17 protein-coding genes are annotated in these 21,105 nt (G+C 48.9%); 10 read left to right on the forward strand and 7 right to left on the reverse strand.

Annotated elements, in window-relative coordinates:
- Positions 1-55 precede the first annotated feature (55 nt).
- Entirely contained in the window at positions 56-1,318 is a 1,263-nt protein-coding gene (srmB, locus tag B5P39_RS02020) for an ATP-dependent RNA helicase SrmB (RefSeq protein ID WP_088210271.1), read from the reverse strand.
- Positions 1,319-1,718: 400 nt separating this feature from the next.
- On the opposite strand from srmB, the gene B5P39_RS02025 reads away from it, so the two are divergent.
- Together B5P39_RS02025 and B5P39_RS02030 are read left to right on the forward strand one after the other, a co-directional pair.
- Positions 1,719-5,072: an MHYT domain-containing protein gene (locus B5P39_RS02025; protein ID WP_088210272.1), complete on the forward strand. Its 3,354-nt coding sequence runs from the start codon at positions 1,719-1,721 to the stop codon at positions 5,070-5,072.
- A 2-nt stretch (positions 5,073-5,074) separates the two neighbouring features.
- Positions 5,075-6,070 (forward strand): response regulator, encoded by a 996-nt coding sequence (locus B5P39_RS02030; RefSeq protein WP_088210273.1) that lies wholly within the window; start codon positions 5,075-5,077, stop codon positions 6,068-6,070.
- A gap of 57 nt (positions 6,071-6,127) precedes the next feature.
- Here B5P39_RS02030 and B5P39_RS02035 read toward each other — a convergent pair whose 3' ends face one another.
- Positions 6,128-6,853, reverse strand: a complete 726-nt coding sequence (locus tag B5P39_RS02035; RefSeq protein ID WP_088210274.1) for a tRNA1(Val) (adenine(37)-N6)-methyltransferase — start codon at positions 6,851-6,853, stop codon at positions 6,128-6,130.
- A 523-nt stretch (positions 6,854-7,376) separates the two neighbouring features.
- Between B5P39_RS02035 and brnQ the strand changes: the two genes are divergently transcribed.
- The 6 genes from brnQ (at position 7,377) to B5P39_RS02065 (ending at position 13,275) form a co-directional block, all read left to right on the forward strand.
- The gene (gene brnQ / locus B5P39_RS02040) at positions 7,377-8,792 is read left to right on the forward strand and encodes a branched-chain amino acid transport system II carrier protein (RefSeq protein ID WP_176399838.1); all 1,416 of its coding nucleotides are present in this window, start codon (positions 7,377-7,379) and stop codon (positions 8,790-8,792) included.
- Positions 8,793-8,873: 81 nt separating this feature from the next.
- Positions 8,874-9,776 (forward strand): site-specific tyrosine recombinase XerD, encoded by a 903-nt coding sequence (gene xerD / locus B5P39_RS02045; RefSeq protein WP_088210276.1) that lies wholly within the window; start codon positions 8,874-8,876, stop codon positions 9,774-9,776.
- 150 nt (positions 9,777-9,926) lie between these two features.
- Complete coding sequence (gene dsbC, locus B5P39_RS02050; protein WP_011718133.1) at positions 9,927-10,652, forward strand: bifunctional protein-disulfide isomerase/oxidoreductase DsbC; 726 nt, start codon at positions 9,927-9,929, stop codon at positions 10,650-10,652.
- A gap of 92 nt (positions 10,653-10,744) precedes the next feature.
- The gene (gene recJ / locus B5P39_RS02055) at positions 10,745-12,469 is read left to right on the forward strand and encodes a single-stranded-DNA-specific exonuclease RecJ (protein WP_088210277.1); all 1,725 of its coding nucleotides are present in this window, start codon (positions 10,745-10,747) and stop codon (positions 12,467-12,469) included.
- A 37-nt stretch (positions 12,470-12,506) separates the two neighbouring features.
- Positions 12,507-12,836, forward strand: coding sequence for a hypothetical protein (locus B5P39_RS02060; RefSeq protein WP_011718131.1), 330 nt, complete (start codon positions 12,507-12,509; stop codon positions 12,834-12,836).
- Between the two features lie 13 nt (positions 12,837-12,849).
- The gene (locus B5P39_RS02065) at positions 12,850-13,275 is read left to right on the forward strand and encodes a GNAT family N-acetyltransferase (RefSeq protein WP_088210278.1); all 426 of its coding nucleotides are present in this window, start codon (positions 12,850-12,852) and stop codon (positions 13,273-13,275) included.
- 468 nt (positions 13,276-13,743) lie between these two features.
- Here the strand turns inward: B5P39_RS02065 and ahpF are convergent, their stop codons facing one another.
- From ahpF to B5P39_RS02090, 4 genes are all read right to left on the reverse strand, one after another.
- A complete protein-coding gene (gene ahpF, locus B5P39_RS02075; protein WP_088210280.1) occupies positions 13,744-15,321 on the reverse strand; it encodes an alkyl hydroperoxide reductase subunit F in 1,578 nt (525 codons plus the stop codon).
- A 233-nt stretch (positions 15,322-15,554) separates the two neighbouring features.
- Positions 15,555-16,124 carry an alkyl hydroperoxide reductase subunit C gene (gene ahpC / locus B5P39_RS02080; protein WP_011718128.1) on the reverse strand — a complete coding sequence of 190 codons (570 nt, stop codon included), beginning with the start codon at positions 16,122-16,124 and terminating at the stop codon, positions 15,555-15,557.
- A 322-nt stretch (positions 16,125-16,446) separates the two neighbouring features.
- Entirely contained in the window at positions 16,447-17,982 is a 1,536-nt protein-coding gene (locus B5P39_RS02085; protein ID WP_011621597.1) for a leucyl aminopeptidase, read from the reverse strand.
- A gap of 89 nt (positions 17,983-18,071) precedes the next feature.
- On the reverse strand, positions 18,072-18,815 hold the full coding sequence (locus B5P39_RS02090; RefSeq protein ID WP_088210281.1) for a spermidine synthase: 744 nt from the start codon (positions 18,813-18,815) through the stop codon (positions 18,072-18,074).
- A 100-nt stretch (positions 18,816-18,915) separates the two neighbouring features.
- Between B5P39_RS02090 and B5P39_RS02095 the strand changes: the two genes are divergently transcribed.
- The gene (locus tag B5P39_RS02095; protein ID WP_011718125.1) at positions 18,916-19,461 is read left to right on the forward strand and encodes a mechanosensitive ion channel family protein; all 546 of its coding nucleotides are present in this window, start codon (positions 18,916-18,918) and stop codon (positions 19,459-19,461) included.
- A gap of 246 nt (positions 19,462-19,707) precedes the next feature.
- Positions 19,708-20,235: a DUF3332 domain-containing protein gene (locus tag B5P39_RS02100; RefSeq protein ID WP_011718124.1), complete on the forward strand. Its 528-nt coding sequence runs from the start codon at positions 19,708-19,710 to the stop codon at positions 20,233-20,235.
- Positions 20,236-20,338: 103 nt separating this feature from the next.
- Here the strand turns inward: B5P39_RS02100 and B5P39_RS02105 are convergent, their stop codons facing one another.
- A complete protein-coding gene (locus B5P39_RS02105; RefSeq protein ID WP_088210282.1) occupies positions 20,339-21,076 on the reverse strand; it encodes a dienelactone hydrolase family protein in 738 nt (245 codons plus the stop codon).
- Between the last annotated feature and the right edge of the window lie 29 nt (positions 21,077-21,105).

Consider the following 21,105-nt stretch of genomic DNA (forward strand, 5'->3'; position numbering starts at 1 on the left):
ATTTTTTGTGGCGGGCGAGCATAAAAAAGCCGCATTACGCGGCTTTCGGGGGGATTTAAGCTTGCTTCTTACGAGCAATTTTAGTGGCCTTTTTCGCGGCCTCTTTCTTGCTGGTTCGCTTGGCCGCTTCTTTGGCTTTCACCTTCGCTTTTTTCTTGGTCGGTACACGCGCTTCTTTGTGCTTAGGACGCAGTTCCTCAATAATACGGCGCTTAAGCGGCTGCTCGATATAACGCTCAATCTTACCGACAATGCGCATATCGTGGGCTTCGGCTAATGAAATCGCCGTCCCTTTCGCGCCCGCGCGACCAGTGCGACCAATGCGGTGAATGTAACTATCGGCAGAACGTGGCATGTCGAAGTTAATCACATGGGTGATATCGTCGATATCGATACCACGAGCGGCCACATCGGTCGCCAGTAACACATTCACTTCGCCTTTGGTAAAGCGGCTTAAGGCTTGGAAGCGTTTCTTCTGTTCCATATCGCCACGCATAAAGGCGCAGGGAATACCGGCTTTCAGCAACTGACCTTCGAGGCTAGAAACCACATCGCGAGTCTTTACGAATACGATGGCGCGTTTAACATCTTCCTGCTTGAGCAGATGGCACAGCAGGGCAATCTTATGTTCTTTATCATCGGCAAGGTGGATCCATTGGTGGATCTTAGCCTTTTCTTTGCGCGGTGCGTCGACATCGATTTCGATAGGATCGTTAAGCACTTCGCGGGCAAAACGGATAACGCCGCTGCCTTCGAGGGTGGCCGAAAACAGCATATTTTGCTTACGACCTTGGGCTTCCAGGGCAATGGCCTTCACCACGGCGGAGAAACCCATATCGAGCATGCGGTCGGCTTCGTCGATGATCAATATGTCGACCGATTCTGCGCTGAATTTGCCTCTATCTAAATATTCCATCAGACGACCAGGAGTCGCGACCAGAATATCGATATTGTCTTTTAAGGCTTCTTCCTGCGGACCATAGGGCACACCACCAGTGATGATGGCGATATTCAGCCCTTGGCCTGTGGCTAAGTGGCAGGCATAACGGTGAATTTGGCTGGCTAACTCACGGGTTGGCGTCAGGATCAAAATTCGCGCATGGCCAGAATAGCGACGGGGAAAGTCGATTAAATGTTGCAACGCAGGCAATAAGAAACTGGCGGTTTTACCTGTACCCGTCGGGGCGCGCGCCAAAATATCCCGCTGCTCGAGGGCATGTGGCAGGGTTTCTTGCTGGATGGTGGTGGGCGACAGGTGCCCCATGGCTTTAAGTGACTCTAATAAGCTAGGGTCAAGCTGAAAATCTTCAAATTGCATGCGCGGCGTCTCGACGAATAATAGCCAAGCATTATAAAGGTTATAACCGTTAACTTAAATAATTTAATCGGGAGAGGGTTTACTTTTACGTGCTTTGGCCGATGCAGTGCGGGTCTACCTACTTTAAGCCTCGTTGATGGCGGCCGTTAGGAGTGGGTTTTACCGTACTCTATTGCATTTGAAGGCAGACATTTTGCAAAAGATGTATAAGATAAAGAGAACATTGTAAAAAATTGGCTGTTGTTGAGAGAGTTCGAAGGATTGATGGGATGTTAGCTGGAGTCTTAACAATAAATTGTGCCTATGGTTGATGAGTGTATCCCATAGTACCCAAGCGTTAGCCCTGCTTGGATTGGCGTATTCGAATGTTGGTTACGATTAGGTTTTACGTTTCTAAAACATGGGCTTGGAACATATGGCTTTTGATTGGTTATCGCAGTTTTTTATTTCTTCCCAAGACAGCCTATTGCTGAATGTCTATTACAATCCTCTGCTGGTCACTATTTCCATTCTGATTGAGATTTTTGCCGCTTTTATGGCCTTTCAGGTCACCTCTCAAGCGGTGCAGAGTCAATCGAGAGCGCGGCAACAGATCATGTTACTGACGGGGAGCGTAGTCCTCGGCGGTGGGGTCTGGTCGATGCATTTTATCGGAATGTTAGCCTTCGATTTATGTTCGCCCGTAACCTATAACTTTGGGCTCACGGCGCTATCCCTTTTACCTAGCATTGGTGCCTCATGGGTGGCGCTGAATTTGCTTTCTAAGCCGAGTTTTCAACTTTCCCAAGTGCTGATTAGCGGCACCTTAGTGGGCGCAGGGATTGGCACTATGCACTATGTGGGGATGGCGGCCATGGAGATGGCGCCATTACTGCGTTATGACCCATGGATTTTTGCGCTCTCGATCGTAGTCGCCGTATTACTCGCCATTATTGCGCTGTGGGTTCGCACTGGGCTGAATCAGCTTATTTCCTCCAATATGAATAGCATTAGCTGTAATTTTATCGCCAGTATCGTGATGGGACTGGCGATTTCGGGCATGCATTACACTGGCATGGCGGCGGCGCGATTCGTTAAACCCGAAGGTCTGGAGCTGAGCCAGCAGAGTTCAGAAATCTCGTTTTATCTGGCGCTCGGCGTCTCGGTGATCACTGTTATCATCATCTGCTTAGTGCTGATCGTGAACGTGATTTTTAAGTATAAAGACCTGTCTTTACTCGCAAAATCCAATGAAGACCGCATGCGCGCCATGATGAATACCGCTGTCGATGGGATTATTACGATCGATGGACAAGGCATCATAGTGAATGTGAACAAAGCGGTGACCACTATTTTAGGTTGGTCATCCGCAGAGTTACTGGGCGCGAATGTGAAGAAAATTGTGCCCGAGTCGATTCGGCCGAACCACGATGGTTATTTAGCCCAATACGTGAAAACCCGTGAGGCGCAGATTATTGGCACGGGGCGTGAGGTCGAGGCGCAACATAAGGCGGGCCATTTGGTGCCAGTGCGCCTAAGTATTGGCCATGTGATGCAGGGCAAGGCCCATTACTTTGTCGGCTTTATTTCCGATCTCAGCCAACGTAATGAGATGGAGCAAGAGCTTAAAAACAATGAGGCCAAGTTTCGCTCGCTGATCACTAATATTCCGGGCATTGCCTATCGCTGCAAAAGCACTGAGGGCTGGCCCATGGTGTTTATCAGCGACGCGGTGCAAAACATCACTGGCTATCCCGCCGAGGATTTCGAGCTTCCCCATCCGAAACGTTTCTTCTCGGATCTCTATCACCCAGACGATATTGAAACCATTTACGCCCAAGCGCAGCCGCCGACCTTTTCGATGGAATATCGCATTATCCGCGCAGATGGCGGGGTGCGTTGGTTGTTCGAGCACGGCAATTATATTCTCGATGAAACCAGCAAAGAGGTGTGGATTGACGGCTTCCTGATGGATATCACCGAGCGTAAGGAGATGGAGCAGGACCTAGTGACGGCGAAGAATAATGCCGAGCAGGCGGCTGCGGCCCGCGCGGCCTTCTTAGCCAACATGAGCCATGAGATCCGCACGCCAATGAATGCCATCATCGGCTTTAGCGATATTCTGTTGGAGTCAGTATTAGATGTTGATCAGCAAAAACAGCTCTCCACCATCAATCGCTCCGCCAAATCCTTGTTGCATCTACTCAACGATGTGCTCGACAGCGCCAAGCTCGACAAGGGCAAACTCGAGTTAGAAAACCGCGTGTTTTGTTTAACCGATGAAATCGATACTGTGATTTCAACCCTGTGGTTGCAGGCGAAAAAACAGCGCTTATCCCTCGAGGTTAATATCGCGCCGACGATGGCGGCGAACTTTATTGGCTCGCCGGAGCGCATCCGCCAAGTGCTGATCAACTTAATTGGTAATGCGGTAAAATTTACCTGCGAAGGCAAAGTCACGGTCAACGTTTTCCCGCAGGATGAGTCTCTGGTTAGCTTCGAGATTGTCGATACCGGAATTGGTATGTCACCCGAGCAGCTAAATCGGGTCTTTGAGGCATTTGCCCAGGCCGATGTGTCCATGAGCCGAAAATACGGTGGCACAGGGCTTGGCACGACTATCAGTAAACAGTTGGTTGAGTTGATGGGCGGTAAGATTGAGGCGAAAAGTGCCCTCGGCCAAGGCAGTACATTCCGCTTTACTATTCCCTTGCAACCTAGCTTTGAGCCGCTATCGAGCCAGCACGACGATAACTGGTCATTACCGCCACTGACGATGTTAGTGGTCGATGATATTCAGCAGAATATCGATCTCCTGTCCGTATGGTTAACCCGCCAAGGGCATAAAGTGATCACCGCCCGCGATGGTGAACAGGCGCTGCTGCGGATGCAAAAAGCCGACATCGATATCACGCTGATGGATCTACAAATGCCTGTCATGGATGGTCTGACGGCGGCGAAGATGCGGCGCGAGCAAGAAGTCGCATCTCAATTACCCCGAATGCCAATTATTGCGTTAACCGCGAGCGTGCTAGAGCAAGATAAGAGCGCCGCCGAGCAAGCCGGTATGGATGGCTTTGCGAATAAGCCCATCGATTTTGCGCTGCTGACGCGGGAAATTGCCAGAGTGTTGCAGCTTAATCCGCCTCAGGCCGAATTTGTCTCTTCGCAGCCTGCTAGCACGCAATTAGTCGATGAAGCCAAGGGCGTGAAATTGTGGGGTTCTAAACCGCAATTTATCAAAGAGTTGATGAAGTTTATTGCCCAATGGCCAGAGAAAAATCAAGCGCTACAACAGGCGATAAGTGACCAAGATACTGTGACCATTAAGCTCCTAAGCCATAGTTTGAAAGGCGTCAGTGGGAATTTGGGTCTATTGCAGTGGATGGCGCACTTTGGACAGTTAGAGCAGTTGGCGCAAGCTCAGTCACCTTCGCGTGAAGCCATGGAGGCCATTGTTGCTAAGGTAAGCGACTCCCTCGTCGAGATTGGGGATTATATCGAGGGCACCACAATGCCATCGGCCAGCGTATCCGCCGTCCATGTGGGGACAAGCGATCCCGCAGAATTATTAGCGCATATTGATGCCTTGCTAGCATCGATTGCGCACCATAGTTTTGAAGAGTCTGATCTTGAGGCGCTTACCGCTCGTATTGATGAGCATCTGCGCCTTCATGTGGCCATGATTACCGAAGCCTTAGACAACTTTGATTTTGATATTGCCCATAACGAATTGACCGAGTTACGGCGTTCTATCACCGCGAATAAGGAGTAGCAATGCAGTCTACATCTGAACATAAGAAAACCTTATTGTTGGTGGATGATGAGCCCGTTAACTTACGGGTGCTCAAGCAAGTTTTACATCAGGATTACCATCTTATCTTTGCCAAAAGTGGCGAAGAAGCCCTGCGCCTCGCGCAAACTGAGCTGCCATCGCTGATCCTACTGGATATTATGATGCCCAATATGACGGGGTTAGAAGTCTGTCAGTTGCTGAAAAATATCCCAGAGACTCAGTCGATCCCTGTGATTTTTGTCACCGCTTTGAATGATGAGCACGATGAAGCGGCGGGCTTTGCCGTGGGCGGGGTGGATTATATTGTGAAGCCGATTTCGGCCACCGTAGTCAAGGCGCGGGTGAAAACCCATTTATCCTTAGTGCAGGCCGATGAATTGCGCCGCACTCGCTTGCAAGTGATCCAACGTTTAGGTCGCGCCGCCGAATATAAAGATAATGAAACCGGCACCCATGTGCTGCGCATGAGCCATTATTCTAAAATTTTGGCCTTGGCCTACGGCCTGAGTGAGGCGCAGGCGGATGATTTATTACATGCTGCGCCCATGCACGACATTGGTAAAATCGGTATTCCCGATAGCATTATGCTCAAACCGGGAAAGTTGACCGATGAAGAGTTTGCCATTATGAAAACCCATCCCCATATCGGCGCCGAGATTATCGGTGAGGCGGATTCTGAGCTGCTACGGTTAGCGAAATCCGTGTCTTTAACTCACCACGAGAAATGGAACGGCACTGGTTATCCTAATGGATTGAAAGGCGAAGCCATTCCCTTAGAAGGACGCATAGTTGCCCTCGCCGATGTGTTTGACGCCCTGACCAGTAAACGCCCCTATAAAGAGGCTTGGTCAGTTGAGAAGACCATGGACTATATCCAGGAGCAGAGCGGGGTGCATTTCGACCCTGAGTTGGTGCGCTTATTTACCGATAACTTAGATAAAGTGCTAGAGATTAAAAATAAATGGATAGATAGCTGATATTAGATTAGCGACAAAAGATAAGGCTCTTGCTGGGAGCCTTATCACTCGTTTGAATTACAGTTTTAGATAAAAATCTTTGGTCAGGGCAATCATTTGCTCGGTATAGCGGCCATCTTCTCGGCGTAGAGTGAGCTCTGTGTGCTGGCAAGGTTCATCGTGACTTTTAGTCTGCGCAGTCTTAGCCAACAGCAGTAACACGCGATTGGCGGCCTTATTCTCCACGCTTTTTACCCTCACTTCCTTTACAAGATAAAGTTGAGTCTGATGCAGGCAAGCTTTAAAGCGCGTTAGGCTTTGGATGGGGAGGATCAGGCTGGCGTGGCCTTCATGCGACAGGCACTGACTTATCGCCTCGAGTAAGGGCGTAAAGCCTAAGGTATCAGTGTGGCGCGCCATCGCCCTGTGTTGCTCATTTGCCTTGGGGCCATGTTCGAAGTAGGGCGGGTTGCAGATGATATGGTCGAAATATTCTTGATACTCAGCTTGTTGGCAAACGTGCTGAATATCGCCATGGATGAGCTTACATCTATCCGCCCACGGACTTTGCGTCATATTGTATTGGCACGCAGCGGCGGCTTTTTCTTCCAACTCGACAGCGGTTATCTGCCCTTGGCTGCGCTGCGCCGCCATTAAACTCAATAATCCACTTCCCGCACCAATATCGAGAATATGCTTAGCCTGCGACAGCGGAGCCCATGCGCCTAATATCACGCCGTCGGTGCTGACGGGCATGCCGCAATTAAGATCGTCAATGTGGAATTGTTTAAAGGTAAATGCCATTGGATATCAGACTATCGAGTGAATTAATGGGGGCGATTTAAGATTGCCGCTATTTTAAAGGGCCGTTCGCGCTTTAGCTAAGATTTTTATGGTTAAGTGAAATAAGTCTATTCTTCCATTTAGATCTAGTTTTTGTGTTTTTTATGCTGTTTTGAGGCGAAGTTCACTTAATTAACGGTTTAATTTATTACCTCGGTAACGCATTGTTAGCAGTTAATTAGCATTGAGGTGGTTTTTTTCTTAAAAACAACCTTGATTGTTGCATTGGTTTTTTAATTCTGTTATTAGTTTCGCCCCCATTTTTAATCAATTTTATGATTAACGGATAGGTGAACGGGTTTTTAGGTGAATAAATCGGCAGTGAAGCCAATTTTTAGTTCATTTTTGTTTATAAACTCAGCAGATATCGCACATATTTACCACGGAATTGTGTAAACATAGATTTGCACTCCGAATGGGCTTTGTTTTAGCTATGGCTAATCGACACATAATCACTTAAGTTTATTAAAAACAATAAGACAAGATGGGGCTTTCCGTGCAAGACAATCAGATGAGTATCGGGGATACATTAGGCTTAGGTTTTATGACCTTCGCGTTTTTTTTGGGGGCAGGTAACTTAATTTTTCCACCCTTTGCGGGTATGTTGGCCGGGGAGAATATGCCCCTTGCCATGTTAGGCTTTCTCATCACTGCCGTAGGTTTACCTTTAGTCGGGCTCATTGCTGTTGCTAAGGCTCAAGGTAAGGTTATGGCAATGCTGCCAGTGTTTGCGGCAACCGCTTTGGCCATCGCGATTTATATCATTATTGGACCAGCGTTTGCAGCGCCACGTACGGGTCTTGTGGCCTATGAAATCGGTGCTAAGCCCTTTATCGACAACACAACTGCGACCATTATGCTCGGCAGTTTGTCGCTGAATCTGTCGCAACTTATCTACACCCTGTGCTTCTTTACTGTGACTATGCTACTGGCATTGTTCCCCGGTAAATTACTCGACAGCGTCGGTAAAGTATTAACTCCTATCCTGTTGTTATTACTGGTCGGTTTAGCCCTGTCTGTGGTGTTTTTACCCGCAGGCGATGTAGGCGTGGCCGTGGGTGACTACCAAAACCATCCGCTGACCAAAGGTATCCTCGAAGGCTATAACACCATGGATACCCTAGCGTCTTTGATGTTCGGTATGTTGATTATCGATCTGCTGCGTAAAAAGGGGATTGACCAGCCTAGCGCGCAGACTAAATACTTGATCCGCGCAGCCTTTATCGCGGCGGCAGGTTTGGCCTTTGTGTATGTGTCACTGTTCTTTTTAGGTGCGACGGCAGGTGATATTGCCGTGGGCGCGAAAAACGGTGGCGAGATTTTAACTAACTATGTGACTCGTGAGTTTGGCAGTTTAGGTACTGTATTGCTGTCTACTGTAGTGACCTTAGCCTGTTTAACCACGGCGGTCGGTTTAGTGAGTGCCTGCTCAGAGTTTTTCAATGAGCTGATGCCAAAGCTGTCTTACCGTTTCTTAGTGGTTCTACTGAGCGCCATCTGTGCCTTAATCGCAAACGTTGGTCTGTCGCAGTTAATTACTATCAGTATTCCGGTGTTGATGGCGGTTTACCCTGTAGCGATTGCCTTAGTGGCTGTGACTTTCTTGACCGAATACTTCCCACGTCCACAGTTTGCCCATCGCGCGGCACTGTCGGTAGCCTTGCTGTTCGGTATTTTCGATGGGATGAAAGTTGCGGCGAAAAGCCTCACTGGTGAAGACGGTAAAGGCGTGACGGAAGCGGCGCAAAGCTTTATCGACTTAGTCAGTGGTATGTCTCCAACGCTGTCTATCCTACCGCTGTATGAAGAGGGCATGGCGTGGTTATTACCAACGCTAGTGGTGATAGTGCTCTGTTTAATCATTCGTGGTAGCGGCGCGAAAACAGTTAGCGCGGCATAAACAAGGCGCTGCTAGAAGCAGACAATTGAGTTAATATCAACGGCGTATCTTTAGAGTGCGCCGTTTTTTTATGGAGTTTTTGTGGCTAAAACCTATCAGTGCGATCCGCTTATCGATGCCTTTCTCGATGATCTTTGGTCCAGCAAGGGCTTGAGTGATAACACCTTGAGTGCCTATCGCACCGATTTACGCCATTTCGACCGTTACCAACAGGGCCAAGGCCTGCGGTTAATCGAGGTGGGGCAAGCCGATGTGCGTGCCTATTTAGCCTACCGCGTCGAGCAACAATTTGCCCGTACCAGTAGCGCACGTCTACTGAGCAGTTTACGGCGTTTTTACACTTATTTATTGCAGACCAAACAGATTGCTGGCGATCCTATGGCGTTAATTGAATCGCCTAAATTGAGTCGGCAGTTGCCCGATTCCTTAAGTGAGTCACAGGTCGATAGATTACTGGCCGAGCCTAATGTGGATGACCCCGTCGAGTGCCGTGATAAAGCCATGCTTGAACTCTTATATGCCACTGGATTACGGGTGAGTGAGCTGGTGGGACTCACCATGGAACAGATGAGTTTACGCCAAGGGTTAGTGCGGATTGTGGGTAAGGGCGGTAAAGAGCGCTTAGTGCCCATGGGCGAGCTGGCCATTACCGAGGTCGAGTGTTACTTAAGCTTTGCACGGCACGAACTCTTGGGCAATATCCAGTCCGATGTGGTATTTCCTTCGAAGCGGGCACAGATGATGACAAGGCAAACCTTTTGGCATCGGATCAAGCTCTATGCGAGTCGCGCTGGCATCGAAACCGAGCTTTCGCCCCATACCCTGCGACATGCCTTTGCCACCCACTTACTTAACCATGGAGCCGACCTTAGGGTGGTGCAATTACTCTTAGGTCACAGTGACTTATCGACCACTCAAATTTATACCCATGTGGCGCGAGCGAGATTACAAGAGTTGCACCAACAACATCATCCTCGCGGTTAAGTTGGATCCTTCACAAAACCGTGGATGGTCGAATTTAGTTACAGTATAAATTTGCATTCTATCTGGCTTGTCTGTAACTTTTTGCCCCCATACAAGGTCTAATAAACAGACCCATATTTCGCAGTAGCGATTTACTTAATAGGAAGTCCCATGAAGTTGACCCGAGCATTATCTTTAGTTATCGCGCTTGTTGTTGCGCCTCTGGCCAGCGCCGCTACGGCGACCACTCCCGACACCGCTGCGATTAAGCAAAAACTCAGCGAGATGTTAGACGTTGAAGTGATTTCAATGCAGGACTCGCCGATTGAAGGTTTATACCAAGCCATGACCAATCGTGGTGTGCTCTATATTAGCCGTGATGGCACAAAACTGTTCCACGGTAACTTGTACGATCTCGATAAGGGGATGAAAAACCTGACGGAAGCCGCACTTGCTGGCCCGCGTCTGGAGATGATGAAGCCGCTTGAAGATCATATGTTGGTATACAAGGCCAAGGATGAAAAACACGTAGTGACGGTATTTACCGATGTAAGCTGTGGCTATTGCCGCAAATTGCATAGCCAAATGGCCGACTACAACAAGATGGGCATTACCGTGCGTTACTTAGCTTTCCCACGTGCTGGCGTACCATCTGCCAATGCCGATGAAATGCAAGCCATCTGGTGTGCTAAGGATCCATTAAAGGCCATGACAGAAGCCAAGGCGGGCCAAAAAGTGTCTGCCGCGACCTGTGATGCCAAAATTGCCGAGCAGTATGAGTTAGGTACCAGTTTTGGTGTTAACGGCACGCCTGCAATCGTATTGGAAGATGGCAGCATGATCCCTGGATATCAACCACCTGCGGATTTACTGCGTACCTTAGAAGCGCGTAAATAATCCCGTTTCGGATAAATTTATCCCATTAAAGGTGAGCTTAAGGCTCACCTTTTTGTTATCTTAGCCCCATGATTGCTTAAGAGTTTGCTCCCTTGATCCATAAGATAGTCCGTCGTCCAACCGTTGATGATAGCCATTTACCCGCTCACCTTCCGCCGTTATTAAGACAGCTTTACGCCCGCCGTGGTGTTATGCCCAACGAGTGCGAGCTAGTGCTTAAAGGCCTGTTAAGACCCGATACTATGAAGGGCTTGGAGCAGGCCGCTAAGTTGATTGCCGATGCGATGCAGCAGGAGAAGTCGATACTGATCGTGGGTGATTTTGATGCCGACGGCGCCACCTCGACCAGTGTGTGTTTGTTAGCACTGCGAATGATGGGGGCGAGCAAGGTCGATTATCTGATCCCCAACCGTTTCGACTACGGTTATGGCCTAAGTCCTGAGATTGTCGCCGTGGCGGCATCCAAACAAGCAGAATTGCTTATCACAGTGGATAATGGCATTTCCTCGATTGATGGCGTAGCCGCCGCCAAGGCCTTTGGCATGCAGGTGGTGATCACTGACCATCACTTGCCCGGCCATGAGTTACCAGATGCCGACGCCATAGTGAATCCCAACCAGCCCGGTTGCCAGTTTGCCAGTAAATCGATTGCCGGCGTCGGGGTTGCCTTTTATCTGATGACGGCGCTTCGGGCAGAGCTGCGCACTCGTCATTGGTATCAAGCCCGCGGCATTGCCGAGCCAAACCTCGGCACTCTGCTGGATATTGTTGCCCTTGGCACTGTGGCCGACGTGGTGTCGCTCGATGCCAACAATCGTATTTTGGTCGAGGCGGGATTGGCGCGGGTGCGCAGCGGCCGTTGCCGCGTGGGTATTACCGCTCTACTCGAAGTGGCGAAACGTAATCCCGCTAGGATTGTCGCCTCGGACTTTGGTTTTGCGGTAGGCCCAAGGCTTAATGCCGCCGGCAGGCTGGATGAAATGGCGCTTGGGGTTGAAACCCTGCTGTGCGAAGACATCATGTATGCAAGGCGGATGGCGGCAGAACTCGATAGCCTCAACCAAGAGCGACGTGAGCTTGAGGTGGGGATGCAGCAAGAGGCGCTGAAAAGTCTTGAATATCTAAAGCTTAATGAGGAGCAACTCCCATGGGGCATCGCCCTCTTTCAAGAGGATTGGCACCAAGGGGTTATCGGTATTCTTGCCTCGCGGATTAAAGATAAATACCACAGACCCGTGATCGCCTTTGCCGATGCGGGGAATGGCGAAATTAAAGGCTCGGCGCGCTCCATTAAAGGTTTGCATATGCGGGATCTGCTGGAGTTGGTTAATTCCCGCCATCCAGGGCTTATCAGCAAATTTGGCGGCCATGCAATGGCGGCAGGCTTAACCTTAAAGTCCGGCGGCTTCGCAACCTTTGCCAAAGCCTATGATGATGCGGTGCATGAACTATTAAAGCCTGAGCAGCTGACGGGCGAGCTGTGGTCCGATGGCGAATTAACGCCGACGGAACTTACCCTCGAAATCGCTCAGTTACTTCGCAATGCGGGGCCTTGGGGTCAGTCCTTCGAGGAGCCATTATTCGATGGTTATTTTAAGATTATCCAGCAGCGGATCGTGGGAGAGCGCCACCTTAAATTAGTGCTTGAAACCCCATGTGGCACAGCGATGTTAGACGCGATTGCCTTTAATGTGGATTTACACACCTGGCCCGATGCGACAATTCAGCATGCGCGCATCGTCTATAAGCTGGATGTGAACGAATATCGCGGTAATTTCACCCTGCAGTTGATGGTCGAGCAAATCGAGCCGATGTAGTCAGTGATTGCGTGGAAAAAGGTGAAAAGGAGTTCAGTTGAAGCCGTTATCGGATAAAAAAATTCGTCAGTTACTCAAGCGCTTTGCGTGGATATACGCGGCATGTTTGAGTATTCCTTTTCTGTCAGCGCTTTTGACGACCAAGGAACAGGGGCAAATGCTGATTATTGGTATTTGGCCTGCCGCTTCGCTGCTTTACTTCTTGGCTTATCGTCATCTCGCTCATTTATTCAAATATGAAATCAATCGTCACTTGGCATTTACTAACCATGGCGGTGGCACTCTGGCGGGCGCCTTGTATTCATTAGCTAAATTAGTGTTATTCGCCATGGCTTTCATGTTATTGGTAAGCGTCAATAACAGCTAAATCGAGGCGAGTGATGAAATATCGGGTCAGCACAGCGCAAACGGAAATGGATTTTGAGCTTATCCATGGATTTATTTCCAACAGTTATTGGGCGCAGGGTATGCCGCCTGAACTCTTGCGAAAGGCGCTTAGCAACAGTTTATGTTTTGGGGTATTTGATACGGATAATCAACAGCTTGCCTTTGCGCGCATGATTACTGATAAAGCCACCTTTGCCTACCTTGCCGATGTGTTTGTCCTCGAATCTCACCGCGGCTTGGGGTTAAGTAAGATGATGATGGCAGCAATTATGGAGCATCCTGATCTGCAAGGATTAAGACGCATAATGCTCGCCACCCGCGATGCCCATGGACTCTACGCCCAGTTTGGTTTCAAAGCGGTCGATACACCAGAAACCTTAATGCAAATTAGGCTTGAAAGCCCCTACCTAGATTTATAAATAGGCATGGTACTCAATAGATGATTTCCTAAGGGGATGTGAGGAAGTGGAATGTCCATTTGATAAGTATGGGTGAATCAAGGTGAAAGGATTAAGAGCTTTTATAAGGGTTACTTATTTATCATTCTTGTATGTCATTTACCTGACTTTAGGGGGCATGCTGTTTGCGCTGCTTCGAACTGTGATGAGTGAGTTTGGAAATTTCACTGAGTTCATTCATATTTTTCTCACTATGAGTATCGTAATAGTGATTCCTTTTTGCTTATTCGGTTTGGTTTTAGACTTCTTTAGAATCAGAGCGTATTGTGTTTTGGTTCGGAGGTTAAAGATGAAATACAGTTATTTCTTATCTCTGGATACTAAAGAGCAAGAAGCATTAGCGCGTTCTTTGTGAAGAGTGCCATTTCTCGAAGGCAACAAAAAGCCAGCATCAGCTGGCTTTTAAGTCATAGGAATAATCGTTAACGATTAGGCCGCTTTAGTTTCTGTAGTCTCGGTACTGTCATCGCTATGGCGAATGAGGTAATCAAACGCACCCAATGAAGCATTGGCACCGCTACCCATAGCGATGATGATTTGCTTGTAAGGTGAGTTAGTCACGTCACCTGCGGCAAATACTCCTGGGATAGAGGTTTGGCCGCGCTCATCGACGATGATTTCGCCGCGAGGAGTCAAATCCACAGTGCCTTTTAACCATTCTGCATTGGGCACTAAACCGATTTGTACGAAGATACCAGCCAGCGCGATATGGTGGTTTTCACCGGTCGCACGGTCGGTGTAGTTCAGGCCGTTTACACGGGTACCGTCACCAGTCACTTCAGTGGTCATCGCTTGAGTAATTATATGGATATTACCCATAGAGGCCGCTTTACGTTGCAGTACGTCATCGGCGCGCAGTTTGCTATCAAATTCGAGTACTGTGACGTGCTCAACTATGTTCGCTAAGTCGATTGCTGCTTCGATACCTGAGTTACCGCCACCGATCACTGCAACACGTTTGCCTTTAAATAATGGGCCGTCACAGTGTGGGCAGTAAGCTACGCCCTTACCACGGTATTCTTTCTCACCGGGGACATTCATTTCGCGCCAGCGGGCACCCGTTGCCAGTAGTATGGTACGGCTGCGCAGTGTAGCACCGCTTGCCAGTTCGAGTTCGAATAAACCATCGCTCGCCAGTTTAACGGCTTTCTGGTTATCCATGATGTCGACTTCGTAGTCACGAACGTGGGCTTCAAGGTTAGCCACCAGTTTTGGACCTTCAGTCGCTTTTACCGAAATAAAGTTTTCGATACCTATAGTTTCGGCGACTTGGCCACCGAATTTATCGGCAACCACACCAGTGCGAAGACCTTTACGGGCAGCGTAAATCGCAGCTGCAGCGCCAGCAGGGCCACCACCGACGACTAAGACTTCGTATGGGGCTTTTAGGCTGAGTTCTTCAGCTTTACGGCTGGCAGCGCCAGTATCGAGTTTATTTAAGATCTCACCAATGCTGATTCGACCCGCGGCAAATACTTCACCGTTTAAGTACACAGACGGTACGGCCATGATGTTGCGGCTGGCCACTTCATCCTGGAACAGGGCGCCGTCGATCATCACGTTGGTGATGTTCGGGTTGATCGCGGCCATCATATTCAGCGCCTGAATCACATCAGGGCAGTTTTGGCAGGTGAGTGACACATAGGTTTCAAACTCATATTTACCAGGCAGATTACGGATCTGCTCAATGACGTCGTCGCTGAGTTTGATTGGGTGTCCACCCGTGTGCAACAAGGCTAACACGAGTGAAGTAAATTCGTGACCCATAGGCAGACCAGCAAAGCTAATCTGAGTATTGAGATCGGTGTTAACCACTGTCATTGCTGGCGTACGAGAGCCTTGAGCTTCTTTGAGGCTCACTAAAGAGGAAAGGCTAACGATGTCATTGGCTAAGCTTTTTAATTCTTGAGACTTCTTGCTTTCATCTGCTGACACGACAAGTTCAACTGGTCTCTTGAGGTTTTGCAGATAGGTTTGCAGTTGATTTTTTAAATTCGCATCTAACATGATGACTCCAAAATCCTTGAAAATGAAATAATTGAAAACGCGAGGGGGCCAACCTAGAACCTTGCAGGGGGCGGTTCTCTCTTCCTATTTGGCACCGCAGTTGCGTTGGCTGCATTTACTCACCCCAATCACTTAGATACTAAGCTCATGGGGATTCGTGCAATTGCCGTCTTACTGCGCTGCCAACTAGCTTGAGATACTAGGTTGGCGGGGGTGACTCTTGTTAGGCTAGATTAGATTTTGCCTACTAGGTCTAAAGATGGTGCTAAGGTTTCGTCACCTGGTTGCCATTTAGCTGGGCAAACTTCGCCATCGTGAGTTGCAACGTACTGAGCGGCTTGGATCTTACGAACCAGTTCAGATGCGCTACGGCCGATACCTAGGTCATGGATTTCAGCAACTTTCACTTGGCCTTCTGGGTTGATAACGAAAGTACCACGCAATGCTAAACCTTCTTCTTCGATCATCACACCGAAGTTACGGCTGATCACGCCAGTTGGGTCAGCCAGCATTGGGAAGTTGATCTTCTTGATGGTGTCAGAAGTATCGTGCCATGCTTTGTGAGTGAAGTGAGTGTCAGTAGAAACTGAGTAAACTTCAACGCCCATAGATTGTAACTTAGCGTAGTGATCCGCCATGTCGCCTAATTCAGTTGGGCAAACGAAAGTGAAGTCTGCTGGATAGAAGAATACAACTGACCATTTACCTAACAGATCTTGTTCAGTTACAGGAACGAACTCACCATTGTGGTAAGCAGTGGCTTTGAATGGTTTGATTGTGCTGTTGATAATTGACTGAGTCATTTTATGCTTCCATTTAGTTGATTATGGTGAATTAAGTACGAGTCACTTAACTTGTGTCCCGTTGATGTGAAGCATATTACCCAGCCCAGAATGATAAATATAACGCATAAAAACTATTATTCTAATCGGTTTTGTCGAATTAAGCGGGTTTGAGAGGGAGGATTAATCGATTTTGCAGTACTGGCGCGTGTTAGCGGCTAATTGATTGTTTACTTTAATGAAGTGATAAAAGAGCAGGGCAATAAAAAAGGGATATCGACGATATCCCTTAACCTAGCATTCAAACCAGCCATAGACTCGGTTTTAGCGTTACAATATCGCGTTAGTTTTGCGCCTTAGGCTGAGTTAACCAAGTGCTGAGCAGGCGCACGCCATAGCCAGTGGCGCCTGCAGGCACCACGGCGGTATCGGTGGCGGTTAAGGCATTGCCAGCGATATCGAGGTGAGCCCAAGGTTGCTCACCCGCAAAGCGTTTGAGGAACATAGCGGCAGACGATGCTCCCGCGCTGCCTTCTTTACCAGTATTCTTTAAATCGGCGATGGTGGATTTGAGCTCATCGTCGTAGGCTTGATCTAACGGCAAGCGCCAAACTTTTTCACCCACCTGTTGACCCGCAAAGGTGAGCTGCTGCACCAGTGGCTCAGAATCGGTAAATAAACCTGCATACACACTACCCAGCGCGCCCACTTTCGAGCCTGTGAGGGTAGCCACATCGACGATAATCGAAGGGCGGTAATTCTCACGGGCATACCAGAGACCGTCGGCTAACACTAAACGGCCTTCGGCATCGGTGTTGAGCACTTCAACCGTGAGGCCTTGGGCGGTTTTAATCACATCGCCTGGGATCATTGCATGTCCCGACACCATGTTTTCCGCCATCGGCATAATCGCGACTAGGTTTACCGGCGCCTTTTGAATGGCCATGGCCTTGACAGTGCCGAGCACGGTCGCCGCGCCCGCCATATCGGACTTCATCCGCGCGATAGAGGTGCCTGTGGCCTTGATATTGTAACCGCCAGAGTCGAAGGTTATGCCTTTACCAACTAGGGCGATAGGGGCTTCTTTGCTACCGGGCCAGTGGGCGACGACCAGCTTAGGTGGGCGCTCGCTGCCTTTACCCACCGCGGCTAAGGCGCCGAGGTTTAAACGTTCAATATCTTTGGCTTCAAGTACTGTGACTTTTACGCCGAGGGACTTAAGCTTACGCGCCTCGTTGGCAAAGCTTTCGGGATACATAATCCCCGCTGGCGCATTGGTGAGATCCCGCGCTAAAAACACACCCGCTTCGATAGCTTGCAGATTCTTATGGTGTTTTTGGTTTTGGCTTAAGTCATCAACCCCGATTTGATAGTTCTTCTCGGCGCGATTGCTGGCTTTAAATTGAGTGTAGCGGTAGCTGCGCAGCTCAATGCCGTGGGCCAGTTCTGAGCCAAACAGCGGCGCGTTACTTAAGCCTTGGGTCAGCACACGCACAGTAGCTTGAGGTACGGTTTCAAGCTTGGCGGCAATATTGCCACCTAACGTATTGATTTCACCAGGTGTTAAGGTCTTAGCATCGCCAATTCCAACCAATAAGACTCGCTTAGCGTCGATTTCGCTTGGGACAAGGATTTCTAAGATTTCACCGCGTTTACCCGCAAAACTGTTGTCGGCGACCGCAAGGTTGAGTTGGTCTTGAGTCGATTGAGGTAAAAAATCGAGACTATAGGTTGTCGAATCAGCGCTTTGGAACAGCACTAATGTGTCGGAATTGAGTGAGTTACGAGTGTCAAAACTAAAGGTTTCGGCGTTAGCATTGAGAGAGTTAAGGCACGCCAGCGCCATAACGCTTAACAAAAATTTATTCTTATTTTTCATGGTGACAGCTCATATCAATAGGGAGTGAGAAGCATAGCAAAGCTGAGTCTTAGGGTTAACTAATTTAAGCCATTTGACTGAGATTAATCTTAAATCCAAGGGCCAAAGCGAGTCAGTGAACGTTCAAGGGCAAAATCCAGTTGTTGTGACAGGGTTTGCGCCTGACTCTTCAGTGCCGATGCGCCCAAAGATTGCGGTGTTTGGCTGGCAAATATTACCCAGTTGCCACCGCTGGTGAGGCAGGCATGCACGTGGGCAAAATGGTGTTGCAGATCGGCGAGTAACTCGCGATTTTGGCTGTGCTCCTTCCAGCAATTCAGCACTAAATAACCATTGGGTTTAATCAGTTGTGTGCACTGCTGAAGAAAAGTGGGCGAGAGTTGCCCCGTGTCGACCCCTTTAGCGCTGTAGATATCGGCAAAAATCACATCGACCTTTTTATGCTCGGCCGATGCCATAAAGGCGACGGCATCTTGGTTGATGAGATTAAGCTTTTTGCCAATCGGTAATTGAAAGTAACGCTTGGCAAGTTCAATCACCGCCGGGCGAAGTTCAACCGCAGTAAGCTTGATTGCGGCATCGAAGCGGCGCAGGGCATGAATGAGGGCGCCGCCGCCAAGACCGAGAACGATGGCGCTTTTCGGTTGGCAAAATAACAACACCAGTAGCATGCCTTGCACATAGGTATGTTGTGGGATGTGCGGGGCGGTTTTAAGAATTTTGCTCTGCTCATCGTTGTCGCCAAAGGACAGCACGCGGGTATCACCATAGTCGAGCACGCGGATCGGCCCTAGGGCATCTTGGGTTTCGTGTAGCAAAGTGGCGTCGGCCATAGTACTTATTACTCTATTTGCGTTGGGCTGATTTGGGACTCTATAACTGCTGGTGCAAAAAAGTTAGAATTCAGCTGGTTTCGTTTTTTAAGTGGCTATTATGACAAATCAAATCCTGCTTGCCTGTATTTATCTTGCGGTGTTTCTCTTTTTGCAGCGTGCCTTAACTCAATGGGTGAAAAAACTCTCACTAATGAAGCAGGTGAGTGCGGCCCGTACCAGTCTTGTCACTCGGTTTATTTCCTATGTGATGTTTTTTATCACTCTGTCTTTGATGGCGGTGTCCCTTGGCTTGGGTTATCAGGACGTGTCGCTGTTTGTCTCCTCCGCGTTTGCGGTGATGGGCGTTGCCTTGGTCGCTCAGTGGTCGATACTGAGCAATTTAACCGCTGGTGTGCTGATTTTCTTTGTGTTCCCATATCGAATTGGTGAACGCATTCGGGTGGTGGATAAGGATGAAGATATCAGCGGAGTGATTATTGAAATCGCGCTGTTTCATGTGCTTATCCTTAGGGACAATGGCGATACCATCACCTATCCCAATAATTTGATGCTGCAAAAGGCGGTGTTGAAGCTGGCCGATCAGGCACCGCTTGCCGAGCGCCAAGCATTGCTGGATGGCAAAAAGAAACTCGACCTCGAGTAACTATTCTCCTTTATGTGCGCCGCAGCAGTACATTTATTAGCAAACTGTTGTCGGCGCATCGCGAACTGATGAGATTTATTATCTTCCCGTGAGCTTTACTTGCTTGAAGCTTTTTCCATAACAAAATCAGCGTACTTGCTTACATTCACTCCCTTTTGTTTACCTAGGTTTGTGCCCCGTCGCACGGTTTAGCCCTGTCTAATCCTTAGAATTCGTGTTTTTGTTTTTACCAAGGGAACGAATCGAATGAAATCTAAACTCTTAGCCGTGACGATTGGCGCACTGTTAACCACACAATTAACCGGTTGTATGGGACAAATGGGTCTGAGCCAAATGGTGACTAAGGGCAACTTAAGCGCGGTAGATAACCGTTATGGCCGTGCGGGCTTATTTATTCTGTTAAGCCCAGTGTATGGTCTGGCGGCAACGGGCGATTTGTTTATTGTTAACACTATTGAGTTTTGGACGGGTAAGAACCCGATCACCGATAAATCGCCTGCGGTAGTTGATATGCCAGTGGATGCGATTTTTAAGGTAAATCCCCATGTGAGTGATGAGCTGAAATCGGCGCCCGTTAAACTGACTCAGGCGCAAATTGCCTATCCCGATGAGCACACTGTGACTATGACCTTAGCCTACGAAGATGGCAGCACTCAGTTATTGTCGGGCCGTAAATCGGGGGATGATGTGGACTTCTTCCTCGACGAGACTTTTATTGCCCGCGTGAGCAACCAAGAGTTGGTGGCCTATAGCCAAAGTCGTTTACAAGGGTAAGCCCTGAGGTGTAAAGATTTAGAGGCTTAGGCTCAGAGTTAAGCATTTAGCTAAGCCAACCCATTAATTACGCTTGATTAATGAGTTGGCTTGATACTTTCGCCTATCTCAATACTCGGTGAAAAAACGCCACGGATTGTTGATACATTTGCAGCGCCAGCGCGGGATCGTAGCGCTCCCCCTCATCACGCATAAAGGCGTGCTGAGCATTAACCTCTAACCAACTGAAATTGCGGTTTTTAGCCATCAATTGTTGGTGGATCAATACCCGACCTTCGGGCGACACATGGGGATCTTGCTTGCCAAACACTAACACTAATTCCCCTTGAATATCGCCGCTGCGACTCAGTGAGTCATTGTCATAGGCGCAGGGCAGGGTATTGGAGTGAATGTCGGTCGGATAGAGGCAAAACGCCCCCAAAATCTCGGGATTGAGTGCGGTGCGGTAGGCTAAGTGGCCGCCAATACACACGCCCATACTGCCTACCTTACCCGTGCAATAACTCTGCTGACGGGCAAAATCGATAAGGGCTTGGGTGTCGCTATCGTGCTGCTCTAAGGGTTTGGCAAATTTATCGGCATTGCCTTTATCTTTACCCACATCATCGTAGGCTAGCACTGTGCCTATCGGATTCAGCTCGTGGAAGACTTCTGGGACTAACACCACAAAACCATGGCCTGCGAGGATAGTTGCGGTGCGGGCGATGGGCGCGGTTTGCTGAAAAATCTCAGAATAGAAGAGGATGCAGGGGAATTGCCCTGGGGCATCTGGGCGATAGACATAAGTGCGCATCGGCCCTGTGGACGTGTTGATATCCTGAGTTTGCTGAGTCACTAACATATTTAGTTTCCTCTGTGAGGCTTCAATGT

The sequence above is a fragment of the Shewanella sp. Shew256 genome (assembly GCF_002196695.1).
In the GTDB taxonomy this organism is placed as follows: Bacteria; Pseudomonadota; Gammaproteobacteria; order Enterobacterales; family Shewanellaceae; genus Shewanella; species Shewanella mangrovisoli.

Excerpts from the sequence above, each read along its gene's own strand:
- B5P39_RS02090 (WP_088210281.1), bottom strand. The coding sequence starts at position 18,815 with ATGGCCGACGCCACTTTGCTACACGAAACCCAAGATGCCCTAGGGCCG.
- B5P39_RS02065 (WP_088210278.1), top strand. The coding sequence starts at position 12,850 with ATGAAATATCGGGTCAGCACAGCGCAAACGGAAATGGATTTTGAGCTT.
- B5P39_RS02035 (WP_088210274.1), bottom strand. The coding sequence starts at position 6,853 with ATGGCATTTACCTTTAAACAATTCCACATTGACGATCTTAATTGCGGC.
- ahpF (WP_088210280.1), bottom strand. The coding sequence starts at position 15,321 with ATGTTAGATGCGAATTTAAAAAATCAACTGCAAACCTATCTGCAAAAC.
- brnQ (WP_176399838.1), top strand. The coding sequence starts at position 7,377 with ATGGGGCTTTCCGTGCAAGACAATCAGATGAGTATCGGGGATACATTA.
- ahpC (WP_011718128.1), bottom strand. The coding sequence starts at position 16,124 with ATGACTCAGTCAATTATCAACAGCACAATCAAACCATTCAAAGCCACT.
- B5P39_RS02105 (WP_088210282.1), bottom strand. The coding sequence starts at position 21,076 with ATGTTAGTGACTCAGCAAACTCAGGATATCAACACGTCCACAGGGCCG.
- srmB (WP_088210271.1), bottom strand. The coding sequence starts at position 1,318 with ATGCAATTTGAAGATTTTCAGCTTGACCCTAGCTTATTAGAGTCACTT.
- dsbC (WP_011718133.1), top strand. The coding sequence starts at position 9,927 with ATGAAGTTGACCCGAGCATTATCTTTAGTTATCGCGCTTGTTGTTGCG.
- B5P39_RS02025 (WP_088210272.1), top strand. The coding sequence starts at position 1,719 with ATGGGCTTGGAACATATGGCTTTTGATTGGTTATCGCAGTTTTTTATT.
- B5P39_RS02095 (WP_011718125.1), top strand. The coding sequence starts at position 18,916 with ATGACAAATCAAATCCTGCTTGCCTGTATTTATCTTGCGGTGTTTCTC.
- B5P39_RS02030 (WP_088210273.1), top strand. The coding sequence starts at position 5,075 with ATGCAGTCTACATCTGAACATAAGAAAACCTTATTGTTGGTGGATGAT.
- B5P39_RS02085 (WP_011621597.1), bottom strand. The coding sequence starts at position 17,982 with ATGAAAAATAAGAATAAATTTTTGTTAAGCGTTATGGCGCTGGCGTGC.
- B5P39_RS02100 (WP_011718124.1), top strand. The coding sequence starts at position 19,708 with ATGAAATCTAAACTCTTAGCCGTGACGATTGGCGCACTGTTAACCACA.